A 19496-nucleotide genomic window follows, 5' to 3' on the forward strand; every position below is an offset into this window, starting at 1 on the left:
AACAAAAGGGTTACTAAGAGGGTCGATAATATCGCCCCTCTTGGATTACACATTATTTACAAATAAGATTGCACATGACTACTCGTACATTCATTCCGATTTCCACCATCATAACACCAATGGTATATTACGTAAGAATAGTTCTTACAATTCGACAGTGTTATACGAACTCCTTTGTAATACATAGACCCACTATTACATTCAGAAGTCGTTACCGGTATTTTCTCTGCGACTTCATAATTGTTAATGAAATCAAAGATTCCAGGAGGTCTTGGCCCTTCATTTTGTGCCAACACTTCTGCATTTTCCAACAACAAATCACTTTCACTCACTCCATGGTACGCATCATAAGTGCGATACCCGGTGTAGGCTGACAAGCCCAACACCACCGCGCCCACCAAGGGCGCGAAGAACTTTCTTTTTGTCATAATTTTAATTTTAAAATTATCGGTAGGAATATCCTGACCGATTTATATTGTTCCTTATTCATTGTTCGTCAGGTTTAGTCCGCAGCGTTCCCTCCGTTCACGCCCCGTCACGGGATGGTGCGACTCCACTACACGGTCCACCACGCCCACGATGTATTCTTCCGGCACGAAGCCCCAGTAGCGCGAATCCTTCGACCCGTAGGCCATATCGCCGCATACGAAATAATAATCCTTCCGGAAACGGTAGTACGACAAAGGCCGACCGCCCGACAGGCACCGCCCGCGCTCACCGTCCCATGCCAAAGTACGCCCCGTCTCCCACTCTATCGCCCGGCGGTAGATTTCCACCTTGCGCCAGTCGTCCATACGCAGGATGTCACCCCGGCGCGGCACGTACACCGGTGGGATGTCCTTGATGGTATAACCCAACACCGCCGTCTCCACCAGGATGTTGCGCATCGCGTACCAAGGTATCAGGCTGTCCGGCGTTTCCTCCAACCGCCGTTGCGCCTCCGCAAGCCCCAATGCGCCCTCATAATGGCTGTTCACCGGACGGCTGTGCACGAAGGCTATCGTGTCGCCCGGCAAGGCCACCACGCGCTTCACGTACACGTAATTCATCTTGAAGCCGATGCGACCCTTGTCATTCACCGGATAGTTGAACACCACGATGTCGTTGTAGCGCAGGCCGCACCGCCCCCGTGTGCGGATGCTCTCCATACGCCCGTCCGTAAAGTCCAGCGACGTGTAGAGCCGCGCACCGAAGATCGTCTTGTCCACCCGTACCTTGTCGCCCGGAAGCAGCGTGGGCGACATCGAGTCCGACGGGATGACGAACGTGTCGGCCACCAAGGCACGCCAACCGTAGTGCACGACCACGCCCAACACAATGAGCAACCACACGAGGCACACGCCGCACGCCACCTTATACGCCACGCCCCATGCCGCCTTCATCGTCCGCCCTCCGTTTCTTTACGGCGCACCCAGACCATCACCGCCAGGCCCGCCAACACGCAAACGCCGTAACGCCACGGCAGGCCTGCGTCCTCCTCCATCATCTCTTCCACCGTGACCCTCCGGCCGAACCGCTCCGGACGGAACACCGGCAGGTTGCGCTTGGCACGCACGATGCCCCCGTCCACCACCACGAGACCCGCTTCGGCACGCAGCAGCGACTTCAGCGTCACCTCGTCCGTATAGAAAACGTCCATACCCACCCCGCCATCCAGGCCGGGAAGCGTCCACAGGCAGAGGGAGATGCGCCCGGCCCCGGCTTCGGCAAGAAGGCCGGACAGCTTGCGCAGGTCGTCCGCCGTAAGCGTGCGCCGCGACACCACCGCCACCAAGGGCTTTGACCCGGACACCTCCATCAAAGAATCCGTCACCTCTTCATACCTTCCGTCATACACCCCGAAACCCGGCACGGCAGGCAAAGCCGCCCCACGGCCGAAAGGCAGGAAATCCACCGGGGGAAGCCAGACCGCCGAGTAGAGGGGAACTGCCAAGGAAAAGACCGCACAGCAGGAGACCGTACGCCACCCTTTCAGGCCGCACTGGTGCTCTGCCCACACTACCCACAGATGCCAGACCGACAAAGCCCACAACATGATGTTTTTCAGCAGCGTAGCCCCATGACCCAACGTGAAAGCCTCGCCGAAGCAGCCGCAATCCTGCACCGACAGCCCCATGGGCGAGAAAGCCAGCCAAACCGTCAGTGCGGTAAAGGCAGACATCACCGCCACCGTACCCCAGGCCACCGCCTTGCGGAACACGCCCGAAAGCAGGAGCAGCCCCATGCACAACTCCCCGGCACAGAGACACACCGACCATGCCAAGGGATGGTCGGCCACGAAGCCGCTCCAACCCCACACGCGGAAATACTCCGACAGTTTCAGCGACGTGCCGTAAGGGTCCACGCCTTTCAGCCAACCGGAGGCCACGAAGCACGCACCTAACAGCAAGGAAGGGATATGACGGATTATACGTTTCATATTATTCTCGTTTACCTAACTTTTCTTCCACGATTTGCCAGAACATTTCCTCTATCTTCTCACTTCTTGATGGATTTCCCACCAACACAACACGGTTGTCTTTGTCCAACAAGAAGGTATGGTATACGGCTTCTCTCGGAATATGGGGATTCTCACGGATGAAGACACCTGCCGTATCCACATATATCGGCAAAGAAGGGGACATTGTTCTCATCGTAAAATAAAATGAATCCAAATCCTTGTTCAATGGAAGAAATATAAAATAAACAGATAATTCAGGGGCATACATCTTTGTTTTATCTAACATTTCATTCCACATATACATTGCCTTCAATTCACAAGATGAACATGCGACAGTATCCAAAAAAACAACCAACTTAAAATTTGGATTGATTTTGCCATGCAATGAAAGTGTATCCTTGCCATTCCACATGCACCTCATTTTATCTAAAGGCAATGTTATTGGATGAGACTGTAATTGAATGATACCTTTTTTAAAACTTTCTTTTTCAGAACATGACATTAAAGCAAAAAATACTCCTATCAACAAAATACTGGCATTCCTCATATCAATCATTCTAATTTATGAAAGAATATTACATGATTATCTTCTTTGTTTAAACCTTTCTTTCTAAAAAAGGACAAACCATACGTTTCTTCAATATCCAATATAGTGGACGCGGAAAGCACAGAGATTAACGTATTTCCATGTATTCCTTTTGGACTTGACAAATACGGAAAATCTGAAATAAAATCTTCATTAATTCTTATCAAATAACTTTGTTGACCACATCTCTTATATAAATAAGTACCTATTCCATGTGAATCAAACAAATCAAAAGTCAAATACATCACACTGTCACTTTCAATAAGATTCCCCAAATATTTTACAACGCTTTTATTCCTCGTCTGATCTGATAACTCAGCAAAAGACTTTCCCATATCAAACGTCTCTTCCGTATTAAAATCAAATCTACAATAAGGAACAAATACTGTATCCGTTAAGGTATATATCGTATAATCAAAAGGATGAATTACATATAATTCCTTATTATTTCTCCCACTAAACGAACTAAAAGAATTAAAAAAGACACTTTCATTTTGGGAGAACTCATCGAATCTTCTTAGAACAGTCCCCGTTCGCAAATCAAATAACACGAAGTTATAATAAGTATCATTACCAAAGTCAGAAGACAAAAATACTCGATGTTCATCCCAAAAGTCAAAATGCTTATAAAAAGCATCCAACTGAATTTCTTTTATTGGATGCCCATACACATCATAAACCAATATGGCATGCTGCATAGCAGACAAAACATAAACTAATGAATCGCGGACTATAAAATCGTCTATCGAAAGATATTCATTATGCCCTTTACCCAATCTGTCAATTTTACCAATAAAACGCCCAGTATCATGTTCATAAAACAAAATCCGCTCTCGGTCCAAAACAGCAATTTTCTCTGAATCCACTTTGATTTTATCAACATCAGTCAACAAACATTCCATATTTGTTTCCAACATGACATAACTATAACCGGAAAAGAAACAACTTGCACTGTCGCGCTGTTTTACATCCACATGAAAGGTTGGCAAATCTGCCACTGGCCTTTTCCCACAAGTACAAAAGGCAAATACTATCCCAAAAAACAATAGCATTTTTAATAAAATCGTCCTTCCCATCTCTTTATCTTTTATGTAAAATAGGGGGAAGCCCCCCTTTTATTTTTTTTAATTTAATATGACTTCATACAAATCAATACACTCAATTGGCCTGCAAGAAACATCACCTTGTCCAATACAAACGACTTTACCCGTGAAAGAAATATTCCCCTTGGCATCGGCTTCGAGAATTGTTCCTCCAAATAACTTTATTTTACCCTTTGCTCCTACATTGATGACACACTCGCCTTCTTCTCGCTTAAAAGCGGGAGTAGACTCATTATTATTAGCCAATGCTTCCGCATTCGCCAACAACAAGTCACTTTCACTCACTACATTGTACGCATCATACGTGCGATACCCGGCGTAGGCCGACAGGCCCAACACCAATGCGCCCACCAAGGGCGCGAAGAATTTTTTCTTCTTCATTGTTTTAAAGTTTTAAAATTATACCCTTTACAGGTTTCGCGGCTTCACGCTCTTTTTTGCCGACCACCTGCGTGGGATTCGCAGGCAAAGTAATCACAAAATTTCTGAATGACAATGTTAACTACCGTACTTTTTCATTAACGATTTTATCAGCACCATTAACAAGACATTAACGCCTTATTTCCAACAGCTTAGAAAATACGGTAGTACCGTTTTTCCCTAATTAACACACCGTTAACGCCTTGTTAACGTCATGTTAACGCCAAGTAATGCACCGTTAACGCCTGCGGCATGGCAAAACAGGTTGGCGCAGACCCGCCCCTCCAAATGGACATACACGGCAAGTTTTCAAAAATATGCTTCATCCTTCAGGACACTTTGCAAGCTTCTGGAATACAAAAGGTTCCGGTGAATGATATGCTCATCCGTCCTTCAGCCTTCTTTCAGCGGTAATCGTCCCCGTCCGGTATCCCCGTGCCCCTTTCCGGTGAATGCCCGGTGAACCCCATGGATGAGGAAAGTTCACCTTAACAATCTGTAAAACAGCAAGTATGAAGGATGCGAATGGATTTTCCCACATATCTCCCTGTATGGGGAGGAAGCTTAGAAAAACCAAGCAAAGAAACCAAAAACAATTACCGCAAACCGGAAAACCAGTCACAGCACAACGATTTTCCGATTTGCGGCAAAAACAAGAGGCAGAAAAGGAACACAAAGGGCATCCTTTCCCTGCTTACCTCTTCAGAACCAAGCGGAAGTTCCCGAAAGCGTCCCTGACCACATCGAACGGAGTATCCTGAAGGGTCTTATGTACCGTACATTTCATATTCCTTATCCGGGAATGGCTGCTTTCCGTGCCGTCATAAAATCTTGCATGGAACAGTCCATTGAGTTCTTCCAACGACAAGGTGTGATCTTCCTTCAATACCAAAGCGTCCAAAAACACGGCCACACGGGGAGGCACCTTGACCGTACAACCATCGTACGACATATACCCGTCAGACGTATTGACTGAGAAAGAAGCGAGGGCGGAAGACAACGCCTCACGCATAGCATCAATGGAACGTTCTTCGTCCGCCAACTTGAGAAGTTCCAGACTACGGAGCAAGGAATGCCGGAAAACCACTGCCGTCACAACCAAAAGGACGGACGCGGAGATGCAGAAGGCATACAGGAACTTGAAGTGAAGGGCATCCGCCCGGAACGTCTCCGTGGACATCAGGTCATGCCACTGGGGATAGCCCCGCCACTCCGACAACATGAAAACAAAGCCCGAAGCCTCGCACAACCACAAGGCACCCCATAATACGGATGGGTATATCAATCTTAAATCTGTCTTGTTTATTCTTTTCATAACCTGGAAAGTATTAACCATTACCAAAATTTCTGTTTCCCGTCCTTGTATTCAAAAACACGTTCGTCCACCCCGCGTGTAAGGTTCCTCAGAAGCATGAGCGCGTCGAGGGGGATGTCGCGGTAGAGGAGCGAGTCGGACTGCGCCACCTGTACCCCGACCGACTTCCATCCGCCGCCGTCACAAACGAACAGCTCGTAGGTGTCGCCCGGACGGACGAAGTTGTCACGGTGGCGGGGAGAGTAGGACACTGCGCCCACGGCCTTCCCCTCGCCCAAATCCAGACCCACCCATCCACCGTAGAGCGTGGGATGTCCGTAGGAAGTCGTGAGGTCCCCATCCATGGCCTTGAAATAGGAATTGTTGCCGTATGCGCCGCGTTCGGGACCGATGACCGTGCCTTGCAATGCGGAACCGTCGGGAGCGAGGAACGAAACCTCGGACACGTCGCAGTAGCCCTTGTAAGGGCCGAAATAACGGACGTAACGGTAACGACTCACCGTGTCGGTGCGTGCCACCGTGCAAAGGCGCGACGGGGCTTCGCGGATAAGGAAGAGCGTGTCGCGGAGACGGAAGTCGGGCGTGTCGCTGCCCTCGAACACGCCACCCACCATGCGCCCGAGGTAGAACTCGCCTATCATCCCGAACTTGCTCAACACCACGACATCGCCCTTGCGCTTCCCGGGGGAATGGAAAGTCAGGGCACCGGTCTCCTTGTCCATCACGAAGGGATGGGACACGGTGCGCAGGCGCTTGGAAGCGGCATCATAAACGGCCAGACAGTACACCGTGCCGCCGTGACAGTCCGGGAAACGGGCCTCTGCACCATTGTAGGAGATGCAGGCCACAGGTTTCCACTCCAGACGCGTGGACATGCAAAGGTAAAGCGGGCTACCTTTCTCCACCGGGACGGTCAACCGATTGCCGGGCACGCACACGGTAAAAGAATTCTTTCCGGCATACACACCCGTGACATCTTCAAAAAGAGGATAACGGAACACGGGATGCAGGCACTCCGGTGCACCGGGAAGATTCCCGGCCAACGCACGATTCAGACCGAAACGTTGGCGGAACACCTTGCCGTACACGTCGCCATAGTCCTCGGGCATGCCCAGACGCTGGCGCCAGTAGAACATCGAAAACCACCACGTCTGCCCCTGAGGATCCACGAAGAAGTTCCAATAGTGGGGCACATTGTTGTCACCGCGCAAGGGCAGTTCCTCCACCCCGCAGGGGATGCCCAAGGCACGGAATATGTAAACGGCCATGTGGCAGAGGTCCAGGCAACTCCCGGACTTCCATTCCGCGATGCGCGGACCGATATGCACGTCACTGCCCATCTGGCCCGTAAAGCGGTAGGGGGACTTGAAGAGGCTGTCGAGAAGGATGCCCGCCGCGTATGCGGGGTCTTCCATCCTCGGGTCGTCTATATGCCGCTCGATGGCCGGCATGAACTCATAATAGAGCTTCTCACGCCATGGCTCCAGTTTCTCGTTGCCCACGCGGTAAGGCAACACGTACTCGCAGAATTGGGAGAAAGGGACGTTCTTCCCCCACGGCTGCTCGCGCCAAACCTTGAAAGCCCATTCAATGTTGCGCACCAGATAGCCAGGGTCGATATAGGCATCCTTCTTCCACCGTACATCGCGCACGCCGGATGTGCCGTAAAGGCGGTAGGCTGAATCCATGGCCTGTTGGTAACCATAACGCCCCGTGGCAAACAACTCGTAGGCCGCATACAGCCCGCGCATGTCCGCACTGTCCATCCCTTGGTGATAGCCCAAGTTGTCTATCAGGTAGAGAGTTGCCGCATATTTCAGGCTGTCGCCCTCATACAGTTTGAGCACTGCCCCCAAACCGGGATTGGCCTCCAGAATGCTGGCACGGACCTTCTTCGCATCATAATAATCCGGCTTTTTCAGCATACCTCCCAACAATCCCGCAAGCGCACATGCCACCGCCGCCACAGACAGTTGCCAAACGCGGCGGCTTGGCCTCCATTTCCGTTTTGTCACATCCTTCATCGTCTTTTAAATCTTTTCTGTTTTTATACGGTTTACGAACAAGTGCAGCAAAAAGCACACAAATGGAAGCGGAATTTACGAATCATTAACAAATCCAAAGAAAAACAATTTTCACTACCTTCCATTTTGATTTATTACGATAAATCCGTTCCTTTGTATCGGCATAAACCCTAAAACAAGATTCTTATGGGCAAGTTAAAGGACAGATACATACGATTCGACTGGGCCATCAAGCGGATGCTACGCGACAAGGCCAACTTCGCCGTGTTGGAAGGGCTGCTCACCGTGCTCTTCGAGGACAAGACGCAAATCGTGGAAATACTGGAAAGTGAGGGCAACCAGTTGGTCGAAACAGACAAGTTCAACCGCGTGGACATCAAGGCAAAGAACAGCAAGGGAGAAATCATACTCGTGGAGGTGCAGAACACGCGGGAAGTTTATTATCTGGAACGCATTCTCTACGGCGTGGCCAAGACCATCACCGAACACATTTCATTAGGTGAGAGCTATGGAAACATCAAGAAGGTGTACTCCATCAGCATCGTCTATTTCGATTTGGGAAAAGGCAACGACTACCTCTACCACGGGCAGAACCGTTTCATCGGCGTGCACACTTCCGATGAACTGCAAATCTCGACCAAGCAGGAGGATGCCATCCTGCCCAAATACCCAAGGGAGATCTTCCCTGAATATTACATCATCCGCGTGAACGAGTTCGACAAGGTCGCAAAGACGCCACTGGAAGAATGGGTGAACTACCTGAAAACCGGAGAAATCGAGCCGGATACGAAAACTCCGGGGTTGAGCGAAGCACGGGAGAAACTGAAGTACTACAGCATGACGCCCGGTGAACGGTACGCCTACGACGAACATCTCAATGCCATTATGATACAGAATGATGTGTTGAGCACAGCCAAACTGGAAGGACTGACCGAAGGAAGAGCTGAAGGAAGAGCTGAAGGTAGAGCTGAAGGAAGAGCTGAAGGAAGAGCTGAAGGGATATTATCCACGGCACGGAACCTGAAAGCCATGGGGCTTTCCATGGAAGATATTTCTCGTGCCACCGGACTTTCCAAAGAAGATATCTTGAAATTATAGGTGTCTTGTTATCACAAACCGGAAAACCAATCATAACACAATGGTTTTCCGGTTTGCTGTAAGAATAAATTATCTATTCAAACTCATAATCCAATACGTGTAAATCATTATCCATTGAAGGACTGAAAATAACCCTTTTGTTTATTTTATCGTAAACCATATGGGACGCTATGATATCTAAGTTTATTTTCTTCATAGGATTTCCCTCATAGTCATAAACCTCTATGGAAGATGCTCCTGACAATCCGGATGTCTCCACGTCCCCCTGCGACAAAATGTAAAAGCATTTTTTTCCGCATACCACATCCGTATAATACCCTCCGTCTTTCATCCTTTCTTCTCCGTCGCCCTTCACGGCTAACTCCGGTATCACATGCCACCCATCGGACAAGGAGGCTATCATAAAACCATCCTGATAAAGGTAAGCAAATACGGCATGCCCAAACGCCACATCATACGAAAAATTATAAAGCATGGAATTACCACCTTTACTTTCATCAAAAAAAACAATCGAATCCGAACATGACAGATTCTCTATATCCGTAATCTCCCATACAATTTCTCGCGGACTATATGAAATATTTCCAAAAGTTGAATATGAGACAAACTTAGGGGAATTTAAAGGCATCTGCACGCCCATATTCTTTTTCTTTTGAATCACATACGAACTATCTACCTTCGTCACGTCATAGATTCCCCACCGAAAATTATCAATGACGGTATAAGCAGTATCCGTTATCGGTATCAGATGAGGAGAAATCCATTCGTTCTCCCCGTTTCCTTTACGGCCGAATTTTCCAGTAACTCGGAAATCATTTGTGTTGAACACATAATAAAACGGTTCACCGCCGTCGTTCTTACAAATGAGCATTGTATCCACGATGCACCACTCTTTTATATTCATAAATTCATCTACTACAACCGGATAGGTTTCCATTGCAATGACAGCACCAAACTCACGAGTATTATGTTTCTCTTCCCATCGTGGCGTACTCTTATCATTATTACACGACACCAATGCTGTAACAAACGATACATACAAAAGAACTTTTCTCATGATATTATCATAATTAGACTAGTAACAAATTTTTTCCACTATATCAAAATGTGGGGACGATGCTACTCCATCTTCCACATCGTCCCCACTGGAAAAGTATAAATGTAAGAGTTTCCCTACTTACATCCGCAAATATACGAGATTCGATTCGAAGTTCAAATAAAAATGTGAAAAAAGTAAGAAAAAAAATTTGTATCCCTATTTTTATTTCAAATAATAAAAAAAGAGAACCGCCCCCAATCTTGTTTCTTGAAGTTTGGCCTCGCTGCCGTAATCATCACCGTGAACAGCCCCAACCAACGCTTCACCATACTGCCACTGGGGATAAAAACCAGGGACATCCCGCACAAGCTTTCCTTGAAGGTGGAATTGTCCGTCGGACAGGCTTTCCATGTGACAATAGACCTCATCCGAATATTCAAAAATACCCAACCAACGGTCGGAGGTCAAGAAATCATGAAACGTCCCGACCTTTCCCGCACTCAGGAAGTCTTCCGCCTCCCGACCTTGTTCGGGAGTCAGGCTACCATAGTCCGCACGATAAGCCAATACCGGAACCGTATCGCGCCAAACATAAATACCGTTGGAAAAGGGTGCTTTCAGGAAAACGTCCCCCTTCGGATTACGGATAAAAGGTTTGCCCACCGGCCAAATAGCCTGACTTAAATCAGCAGAAAGGAACCTACCCAATACTTTGCCCGATGTATCCGTATGAATAATCAATACTTCACGGTCTCCGGGAGAGCTGTTACTAAGTAAGAATCCGTCATCTACAGGAATAATGTCATGCATCATAAAGTCCACAGGCGTACGGTGCAACAAATTCAGGTCTGCATCATAAGAGAGGATACATCTTCCGGAAAAATCCATCAAGTGCACCCGGCCGCCTCCTGAAGCAATAGCGTTTGGCATAATATACTCGTTATGCCCCCGTCCCACCGTCCGTATCTGCTTGCATAATCTCCCTGTACGCAGGTTGAAGGCCGACACGGCTTTCGAAGCGTCCAATATATAGACCATGGAATCCAGAAAACACAAATCTCCTATCGAAGCCATGGCCTTCCCATCCGTATACAACTCCACTGTATCTATACGTGCCAAAATATCCGACACTTTCAACTCATCTCCCTCGAAGGATTTGATTTCCACAACCCACGGTTCGTCTTTTCCTTTCTTTACACCATTTTCGTCTTTGCAGCCCCAACAAGTCCATATCACACCTGCCACGGCCATCCAAACCATTGTCTTCATTTCGTACCATTATTTTATTTCAAAACCATACAGCATGTTTATCTCAACTTTATGTATACAAATATTCGGGTCTCTCCCTCGACCGCAATATGGCAGTGAAAGAGAAACCCGAAAGTTTCAAGTCGTCATCCGATACCTAACACCGGACGTCCTTGCTGCAACCGGCGCAAGCGCAACAAGGCCTCATAATAATAGTAATCGGCATAGATGATGGAAGCGTCTATCTCGCTCCCGGCCGGATGGTGTCCCGTACTGTGAAGCAGGAAAGACACGCAACGTTCTCCGCTCTGGTAGTTCCGGCTCAGGGATGACAACATATTTTCTGCCGCCTTGCGATATTGCTGTCCTTTCCCGGCATCCACATAAACGCTCAGTTCCAACAAAGCGGAAGCCACCACACAGGCTGCCGAAGCATCCTTGGGTGCCGATGGCGACGGGTCGTCGAAGTCCCACAACGGTACCCAGTCGTCCGAGCGTTCGGGCAAACGTTTGAGGTACACATCCGTCACCTTTTGCGCAAAAGCCAGAAAACGAGGGTCACGGGTCTCACGATACACCATCGTGTAGCCGTAAATGGCCCAAGACTGTCCCCTCGCCCACATCGACCGGTCCGAATACCCCTGATGCGTGACACCTTTTATCAACTTACCGCTCACCGTGTCGTAGACCGCCACATGATAGCAAGAACCGTCCTTGCGGAAATGGTTGTTCATGGTCGTCTCGGCATGACGCACAGCGACGTCGTACAAGTTTTGTCCACCACCGTTACGGGAAGCCCAGAAAAGCATCTCCAAGTTAATCATATTGTCCATGATGGTATTGTGCGGCCATCCTTGTTTTTCGACCTCACGCGGCCAACTCAGAATGGTACCTATCCGGGGGTTGAAGAGTTTGGCCAACTGATTGGCCGTGCCTACAATGACATCCCGATAGGATGCACAAGGCGCGATGCGCATCCCGTTGCCGAAACTGCAATACACCAGAAAGCCCAAATCATGGTCGTACGGGTCACGGTCGGCCAAATAAGCCAGTGAGGCCGTATAGTTCCGGGCCTGACGTCCGATGTAAGCCTCGCCCCCATATTCATAGTCATACCACAACACGCCCGGCCAAAAACCGCCGCACCATTCTTCGGGTGTAGCCGGACGACAATTCCACTCTGTCCGACCCTCCTTCAAATCTTCCGCAAGAATGTTACGCGGCATCCGGGTATAATCCCATCCGCCGTCTTTCTTCAAACCTGCCAATGCACGTGCCACCTGACGATGGCAGTATTGCAAGTCTTTCTCTACATCGACCCGCTGTTGGGCCGCCACCGGACGGCAGCACAATCCCAACAGCAATACAAATCCTATTTTATAGTTTATCCGTTTCATTGTTATCATTCTAAAAATCCCTATCGTGTACTCTTCACGCCGTATGCGCAGAAAGTGAGATAGAATGCACAAATCAGTAGCACGCACACACCGGCTGTGATACCGGCCGCGTCCGTAGCCGCACCAATCAACGGGGTCACCGCACCGCCACCGGCCACCGCCGTAATCATCAGACCGGAAATCAGATTGGCTTTCTCCGGCATGCGCTGTACGGCCATGGAGTAGATGATGGAGAAAATGCAGGAGCAGAAGAATCCGATGCCGCCCACGCAAATCAGATTCACCGTGGCATCTTCATAGAAAGCCAACACCAGGATGGCGGCAATAGCGGCCAGAATATTGATACGGAAATACTTCATCTCGGAAATCTTGGTCATGAAGAACACGCCGAGGAACGCCCCCGCCGTACGGCAAATGAAGTACACTTGAGGAGCCATACCGGCATCCGATGTATCCCAACCGAAACGGGTTATCATGACTTTCGAACTGATGAAGTTCGTGGCCACGTCGATACCCACTACGAAGAAGATACCCAGAAAGAGCAACAGGATGGTACGGTCGGACAGCAAGCCCCACACCTTCCCCATCGTCACGCCGCTGTCTTCCTTTTTCTCATGGGGTATGGGCGTGAAGTAAAGCCAAAGGGCGGACACTAACGTAATGGCTCCGAGCACGGGGAAAGCCAGATACCAGTTGTCCTTGTCGCCACCGCCCAACACGTTCACGGCAAAAAGCATGATGAACGGGCCGCAGAACGAAGAAACAGCCTTGACAACTTGCCCGGCAGTCAGACTACTGGTCAACAGTTTCTGGTCGGTCACCACATTGTTCAACAAAGGATTGAGCGACACTTGCAGGATGGTGTTGCCGATTCCCAACAGGGCATATCCCACAAGACAGGCCCAATCGGTCTTCAACAACGGGATAAGCATACCCACAAGCGTGACCGCCATACTGAGCATGACGGTGTTCTTGCGCCCCCAGGCATTCATCTTGATGCCCACCGGTATGCTGAAAAACAGAAACCAAATGAAGACCATCGAAGGCACGAAACCGGCCATGGTATGGCTCCAACCGAACGCTTCGCGCGCATAATCCGACGAAATACCGACAATGTCACAAAAGCCCATCACAAAGAACCCGAACAGAACGGGAAGGACCGCAAGCATAGATGTTTGTTTTTTCATGTTGTTTTTATATTTTAAAATGAGTGTTTTTCCCGTTTACGGAGTAACCCGGAACCAGTCTACATCCATCCATCCCCGGTTCACCGCAGGTTCGGCATGCGGCTCCACGCATACGAAGCCCACCTTTGCGCCTATCCACTTGCCCTGACGGGCTTTGAACGGCTTGCCACAGGGAGTAAACGTCTGACCGTCGAGACTGTATGCAAAACGGCACATCCCTTCTTCGGCCACTTGTACCCGCAAATAGACCGAACGGCTGACCGTGGGTGAATAAATGATAGTTTGACGTTCGGACGGCTCGAAACCCGCCAATTTTTCCACAGATTCCTTCCCGCCTTGCTCTGCATCCTTACAAACCCGCTGAATGAGGATGAAACGGTCGCCCTCCCGACGCACGGTCAGTGCCGCATAATCCCATCCCATGACTATCAGGCCGCCTTCCTGACCGTCTTCCTTGCTCACCACCGTGACTTTTGTCGTGGCCGTAAAAGTCTCGGCGGGGAACTTCTGGAGCAACATATTGGATGCTTCCCACAAATTTATATACTTTTCGGATAACGGCCAAGAATATAAACGGATAAAACCGTACGGAGTGGTAAATCCGTATAAATCCTGATAATTGGAATGCCATTGCCACTGCAACCCAAGCTCCGTAGTGTCGAATTCGTCGCTTTCGGCCGGATTCACCCGGACGGAAGACGGCACGGACGGCTTGCGGTAGGTCAGTACGGGATTGCCGCAACCGTCACCGTCCTTATCCTCGCCCACCACCGGCCAGTCGTCTTTCCACGTCATGGGTTCGAGCCAAGCCACACGGCCGTAGCATCCTTTATCCTGGAAGTGCACGAACCAGTCTTCGCCGGATGCGGTCTGCACCCAACCGCCCTGATGGGGTCCGTTGACCGGAGTATCCCCTTGCTCCATGACGCGCCGCGCCTCGTACGGCCCGTACACGTTGCGGCTGCGGGCGGCCATCTGCCATCCCATTTGCACGCCACCGGCCGGAAACATCAGGTAATAGTAACCGTTGCGTTTATAAAACTTAGGTCCCTCGGCTGTGTGGTTCACATCATCATTTCCGTCATACACGATGCGGGAAGGGCCGACTACTTTCGTGCCCTCCGCATTCATTTCGGCCACACACAACACGGAATTGATTTGTGCACGGCTCCCAGCCCATGCGTAAGCCAGATAACACTTCCCGTCATCGTCCCACAACGGACAGGGGTCGATAATGCCTTTGGCAGCCTTGACCAACACCGGCTCAGACCATTCGCCGGCAGGGTCTTCCGCCTTGACCATATACACGCCGAAGTCCGGGTCGCCCCAATAGATATAGTACTCCCCTTCGTGGTAACGGATACTCGGTGCCCATACTCCCCTGCCATGCTGCACGGTAGCGTAAAAGTCCGTCGGGACCAACTCCTTCAGGGCATAGTTCACGACTTTCCAATTCACCAAATCCTTGGAATGGAGGATGGGCAGGCCGGGCACACAGGAGAAACTGGAGGCCGTCAGATAGAAATCATTCCCCACGGCACAGACATCGGGGTCGGAATAATCCGCATGAATCACCGGATTCTTGTACATGCCATTGCCCAAATCGGGCGACCATACTTCAGACAGGTATTCCTGAGTTTGTGCCGCTAGCGGGATTCCTCCGCAAAGGAGGCAACCATACATCGCCACCCGCAACATACCTCTTGATAAACTTTCTTTCACCATTGTATACTTTCTGTTTGATTCGATTTATAATCTTTCCTTTATTATATATACGAACGAAGAGCAGATTCTTCTTATTTAAGAATACAAAAAAACCTTGCAAAAAGCAAAATCAGCTCTTGGCAAGGTTCTTTTATGCTAACGGACAAGCCTTTAAATCTCAATCAGGCTGAACGAATAAGCCGGAAGTTCATAGTCGAATTCAGGTTTCACCTTGATGTCGCTCTCCTTCGGACGGGCATTGCGGTCGTCCCAGTTGCCGGTCAACACATGCAGGCGGGCATCCAAACTCTGCGCCTCGCCGAAACGGTCTTTCAGGCTCGACAAGTCCAGTTTCCCTTTCACGGGATGATTCAGGAGGTTCACCATTTTAATGTACACCTTTCCAGTTTTGGTATCGCGTACCGTGCTGACAGCCAGACGATCGCGTACTCCCCTACGGCCTTCGTTCACCGAAAGCGTGCTTTCGATATACTCGTCGCCGCAATAGTTGCCGCAAAGCTTCTGCACGTAGTAACCTACTGTGGGCTTCACCTCTTTGTTATTGAAATAAATCATGTCCGGATTCCAATTCACATGTCCATCCTTGGCCAACAAAGGAGCATACGAACTCATGGCCACCACATCACCGTTGCGCTCCATGCCGCAAATGTGCAAGGCTTCGCACAAGGCCGTCTCTATGTTGTTGGGACGGCCGGGAGCATGAGCCGCGTATTCGCCCAAATACACTTTGGAACCGTTACGGTCGTATTGGTCATAATAGTCCTGATGATAAATGAACCAACCGGGCGTCTGATAATAATGCTCGTCAATCATGTCTATCTTATGGTCTTTAGCCAAACGCCAACCGGTCTCGTAATCACTACCTTCCGACCACGGTCCTGACGTACCGCAAACGACGATGTCAGGATACTTCTCTTTCACGGCTTTGACAATCATCAGATAGCGTTCTTCAAACGTTTTGGAAATCAAATCTTCGTTGCCGATGCCGATATACTTCAGGTTAAACGGTGCCGGGTGTCCCTGCTCGGCACGGACTTTGCCCCATTTCGTAGTCTTGGCATCCCCGTTGGCCCACTCAATCAAGTCCAACACATCCTGTACGTATTCCGGCATCTTATCCATCGGGATACCTCCCTGCTGTCCATGCCCGCAGTCGCTCGAGTTCTGGCAACTCACACCGGCTGCCAACACCGGAAGCGGCTCGCACCCGATATCCTCGCAGAATTGGAAGTACTCATAATACCCCAAGCCTTTCGTCTGATGGTAGCCCCACAAGTTGCGTTGAGGTTTGCGGGCTTCCAACGGTCCAATCGTCTCCTTCCAATTATAAATGTTGTGCAAACCGTCTCCATGAGCCACACAGCCGCCTGGGAAGCGCATGAACTTCGGTTTCAAATCGGCCAACGCCTGAGCTAAATCGGCCCGCAAACCGTTCTTTCTCCCTTTGAACGTCTGTTGCGGGAAAAGCGAAATCATGTCCAAAGCCACCTTGCCCGTCCCCAAAGGTTCCACTTTAATGGACGCGTGGTCGGCATCGGCATCGGCTTTCAACACCGCAGTCATTTTCTTCCAATCCGACTTGGGTGCTTTAAGGATGGTCTGTGCCATCACCCGACCGTCCTGCACGAGGCTCACCCGTATCTTTCCGCCTTTTCCCTCCAACTGTTTGGCAAACACCGACAAATCGTATTTCTCACCTTCACGAACGGGAATACCGTCGAAACCGCCATTCAACAAAGCCACTTGGCCAGGCTGTTTCACGTCCACGACGGCATAATTCGGGTTGTTTTCATGAATAGGCTCGGATTTCCGTATCTCCCACGTCCCGCCGTTGCCTTCCAACGTCCAGGCAAAATCGGCTTTCCAAGCCTTGTTTCCCCCCTTGACATCGGCTTGGGAATATTCAAAATCACGGTTCTGCACCAACTCGGCATACAAACCACCATCGGCAGCATAACTGATGTCCTCAAAAAAGATACCGATCAATTTGTCACTAATCTTCTTCGTCCGGCCCGCATCTATCTTGATTGTGGCTTCAAGAGGCTTCAAGCCTTGGAAACGCACCTCATTGTCCCGCGCCAATTCTCCGTTGAGTGCTGCCCAATATACTGCGCTTTCTACAGCTTGCACCATGCGCTCCACTCCGGCATACGACACCTTGAATACTTGTCCGTTCACCGGATGCCCGTCCACAAGTGCCTGCTCCGTTACCGAAGGATAAAGGGAAGCATCAACCTTACGCGGCTTACTGAAATGATAAAAATCCTTGGACATGGTCTCGTACACCCCACCATCCTTGGTCTTGAACAACACCTTATAAGTAGCCGTTGCCGCATCGTAAGACAAAACCGGTGCAATACAGCTGTTCACCCCTTCCATATAAGGATAATCCTGCGGACGCCATTTCACCAAATCTTCACTATAAGCCACAGCAAACTGGTTGGCATAATCGTTCACCTGAAACACGCAACGCCATGTCCCGTCCGGCATCTGCATCAGGTTCGGATTGTACATTTTCTTCTCTGCCCCCCACGTTCCGAAATCGCTCTTGACGAAAGCATGGCCAGGGCCAATCCCCTTCCACACCTGCCGGTTCGCACTCCAAGCAAAATTCAACCCATTGCCCACATGCACATTATAGGCCATAAGGTACACCGAATCAGGGACTGCGGCTCCAACCGAAACGGATGCACACAATCCCCATCCTAACAAAGCCGCAGAAAGAGCCTTGTTCACAAAATGTTTTTTCATGTCAAATTAATATTGATAATTAGATAAAAATATATTGCCTAACCGTTTAATCTTCTTCGGCTTTCAACCCTAACTGTTTAATCCGGATGTCTGTCGAAACGCCCCGGCTCTTCAGTTCCAACACGGCCGTACGTTCGGCTGTCGTCGTGTTCTGGTCTAATTGGTAATGCACGGTATATTTCCCGGAACGTCCGGAAGTGGGTGCCCCGTCAGCCAAACGCACCCACGCAGGCTCCCCTCCCTTGAAAGCCAACGTCCAGTCGTCACCATAAGTCTGGAACACCAAACTGTCACGCACCTGACGAGCCGTATCCTGCAACGTGAACTGGTAGTTTCTGCGCACCGGACGCTCGATATTCAAATAGTGATATTGCGTGTAGGCTGTCACCAACGTCTTGCCATCGGCATGGAAATAGATGTAATCCGTACGAATCGTATCTGTGTTGTTTACATCCAACTTCACATCAATCTTTTTCACCATATAATATCCTTGTGGTACAGTTCCAGCCATGGAATCTTCATTGACATGCATCCAGTTGGCCGGCACGGAAATAGACCAATCGAAAGTGGTGGCAAACCTCAAAGAATCAACGGTCTGGTCGGCATAAAGCACAGAGCCGTATCCGCTCGGATAAATGATTTGTGCAAAATTGTAAGAATTCTCCTTATTATCACAAGCCGCAAACAAAACAGCGGCCAAGGCTACTGAAAACCCAATTACTTTCTTCATGATATTTATTTCATTAAAATGACGAGCAAAGATAAATAAATAATTGAAAGTATCCTTATTTATCATTATCTTTGCAAGATGGAAAACCCTTTTTATAACGATATTTATGAAATCTTGCAGACGAAGGGCTGCGAAGGACTTCCCGTAGGCATCATCGCCAAACAGGTCTACAACCGTCACGCCGGACTGTTTAATACGGAACTGACATACGAAAGGGTTTATCAAAATGTACGCTTCTTTCTATGGGCACAGTCCTGCAAACCGTCGTCGCCTTTCATGGGAACGGCCAATCGCGGTTGGTATGCCTTGAAACCCAACGTCTGCCGACAGATGCGAATCGACTTCACCGAAAGCCCATCGGAAGAAGCCGTTGAATTTCCTGAAAAAGAAGAAAGAAGCATGGATTACCCGACTCTGTTCTAACAAACACACA

At 49.5% G+C, this 19496-nt stretch carries 16 protein-coding genes; 2 read left to right on the top strand and 14 right to left on the bottom strand.

The features are described 5' to 3' along the window. Positions 1-482: 482 nt before the first annotated feature. The 7 genes from lepB to E0E47_RS05590 all read right to left on the bottom strand — a co-directional run bounded on the left by lepB (position 483) and on the right by E0E47_RS05590 (position 7888). Positions 483-1382 (bottom strand): signal peptidase I, encoded by a 900-nt coding sequence (lepB, locus tag E0E47_RS05555; protein ID WP_130893154.1) that lies wholly within the window; start codon positions 1380-1382, stop codon positions 483-485. Next, a complete protein-coding gene (locus E0E47_RS05560) occupies positions 1379-2419 on the bottom strand; it encodes a MauE/DoxX family redox-associated membrane protein (protein ID WP_130893155.1) in 1041 nt (346 codons plus the stop codon). The genes lepB and E0E47_RS05560 overlap by 4 nt, the downstream gene beginning before the upstream one ends. Before the next feature lies 1 nt (position 2420). Continuing rightward, complete coding sequence (locus tag E0E47_RS05565) at positions 2421-2987, bottom strand: hypothetical protein (protein ID WP_040603076.1); 567 nt, start codon at positions 2985-2987, stop codon at positions 2421-2423. A 5-nt stretch (positions 2988-2992) separates the two neighbouring features. Beyond that, positions 2993-4102, bottom strand: coding sequence for a 6-bladed beta-propeller (locus E0E47_RS05570; protein WP_008628836.1), 1110 nt, complete (start codon positions 4100-4102; stop codon positions 2993-2995). Positions 4103-4150: 48 nt separating this feature from the next. After that, complete coding sequence (locus tag E0E47_RS05575; RefSeq protein ID WP_008628833.1) at positions 4151-4510, bottom strand: hypothetical protein; 360 nt, start codon at positions 4508-4510, stop codon at positions 4151-4153. A gap of 733 nt (positions 4511-5243) precedes the next feature. Continuing rightward, positions 5244-5864, bottom strand: a complete 621-nt coding sequence (locus E0E47_RS05585; RefSeq protein WP_040603074.1) for a hypothetical protein — start codon at positions 5862-5864, stop codon at positions 5244-5246. Between the two features lie 20 nt (positions 5865-5884). Further along, positions 5885-7888, bottom strand: a complete 2004-nt coding sequence (locus E0E47_RS05590) for a hypothetical protein (protein ID WP_008628819.1) — start codon at positions 7886-7888, stop codon at positions 5885-5887. A gap of 186 nt (positions 7889-8074) precedes the next feature. Here E0E47_RS05590 and E0E47_RS05595 point away from each other — a divergent pair, with 186 nt between their 5' ends. Beyond that, entirely contained in the window at positions 8075-8986 is a 912-nt protein-coding gene (locus tag E0E47_RS05595) for an Rpn family recombination-promoting nuclease/putative transposase (RefSeq protein WP_130893156.1), read from the top strand. 73 nt (positions 8987-9059) lie between these two features. On the opposite strand, the gene E0E47_RS05600 is transcribed toward E0E47_RS05595, so the two are convergent. From E0E47_RS05600 to E0E47_RS05630, 7 genes are all read right to left on the bottom strand, one after another. After that, positions 9060-10043 carry a BF3164 family lipoprotein gene (locus tag E0E47_RS05600; protein ID WP_130893157.1) on the bottom strand — a complete coding sequence of 328 codons (984 nt, stop codon included), beginning with the start codon at positions 10041-10043 and terminating at the stop codon, positions 9060-9062. A gap of 204 nt (positions 10044-10247) precedes the next feature. Beyond that, entirely contained in the window at positions 10248-11294 is a 1047-nt protein-coding gene (locus E0E47_RS05605) for a 6-bladed beta-propeller (protein ID WP_130893158.1), read from the bottom strand. 125 nt (positions 11295-11419) lie between these two features. After that, entirely contained in the window at positions 11420-12670 is a 1251-nt protein-coding gene (locus tag E0E47_RS05610; protein WP_172604658.1) for a glycoside hydrolase family 88 protein, read from the bottom strand. Positions 12671-12690: 20 nt separating this feature from the next. Then, positions 12691-13857 (bottom strand): MFS transporter, encoded by a 1167-nt coding sequence (locus E0E47_RS05615; RefSeq protein ID WP_130893159.1) that lies wholly within the window; start codon positions 13855-13857, stop codon positions 12691-12693. 36 nt (positions 13858-13893) lie between these two features. Next, a complete protein-coding gene (locus E0E47_RS05620; protein ID WP_172604759.1) occupies positions 13894-15555 on the bottom strand; it encodes a glycoside hydrolase family 43 protein in 1662 nt (553 codons plus the stop codon). Positions 15556-15732: 177 nt separating this feature from the next. Further along, on the bottom strand, positions 15733-18333 hold the full coding sequence (locus tag E0E47_RS05625; protein ID WP_130893161.1) for an alpha-L-arabinofuranosidase C-terminal domain-containing protein: 2601 nt from the start codon (positions 18331-18333) through the stop codon (positions 15733-15735). Between the two features lie 46 nt (positions 18334-18379). Further along, positions 18380-19063 carry a BACON domain-containing protein gene (locus E0E47_RS05630; RefSeq protein ID WP_232038345.1) on the bottom strand — a complete coding sequence of 228 codons (684 nt, stop codon included), beginning with the start codon at positions 19061-19063 and terminating at the stop codon, positions 18380-18382. 78 nt (positions 19064-19141) lie between these two features. Here E0E47_RS05630 and E0E47_RS05635 point away from each other — a divergent pair, with 78 nt between their 5' ends. Continuing rightward, positions 19142-19486, top strand: coding sequence for a hypothetical protein (locus tag E0E47_RS05635; RefSeq protein ID WP_008624600.1), 345 nt, complete (start codon positions 19142-19144; stop codon positions 19484-19486). Positions 19487-19496 lie beyond the last annotated feature (10 nt).

The sequence above is a fragment of the Paraprevotella xylaniphila YIT 11841 genome (genome assembly GCF_900683745.1).
Taxonomy (GTDB): Bacteria; Bacteroidota; Bacteroidia; order Bacteroidales; family Bacteroidaceae; genus Paraprevotella; species Paraprevotella xylaniphila.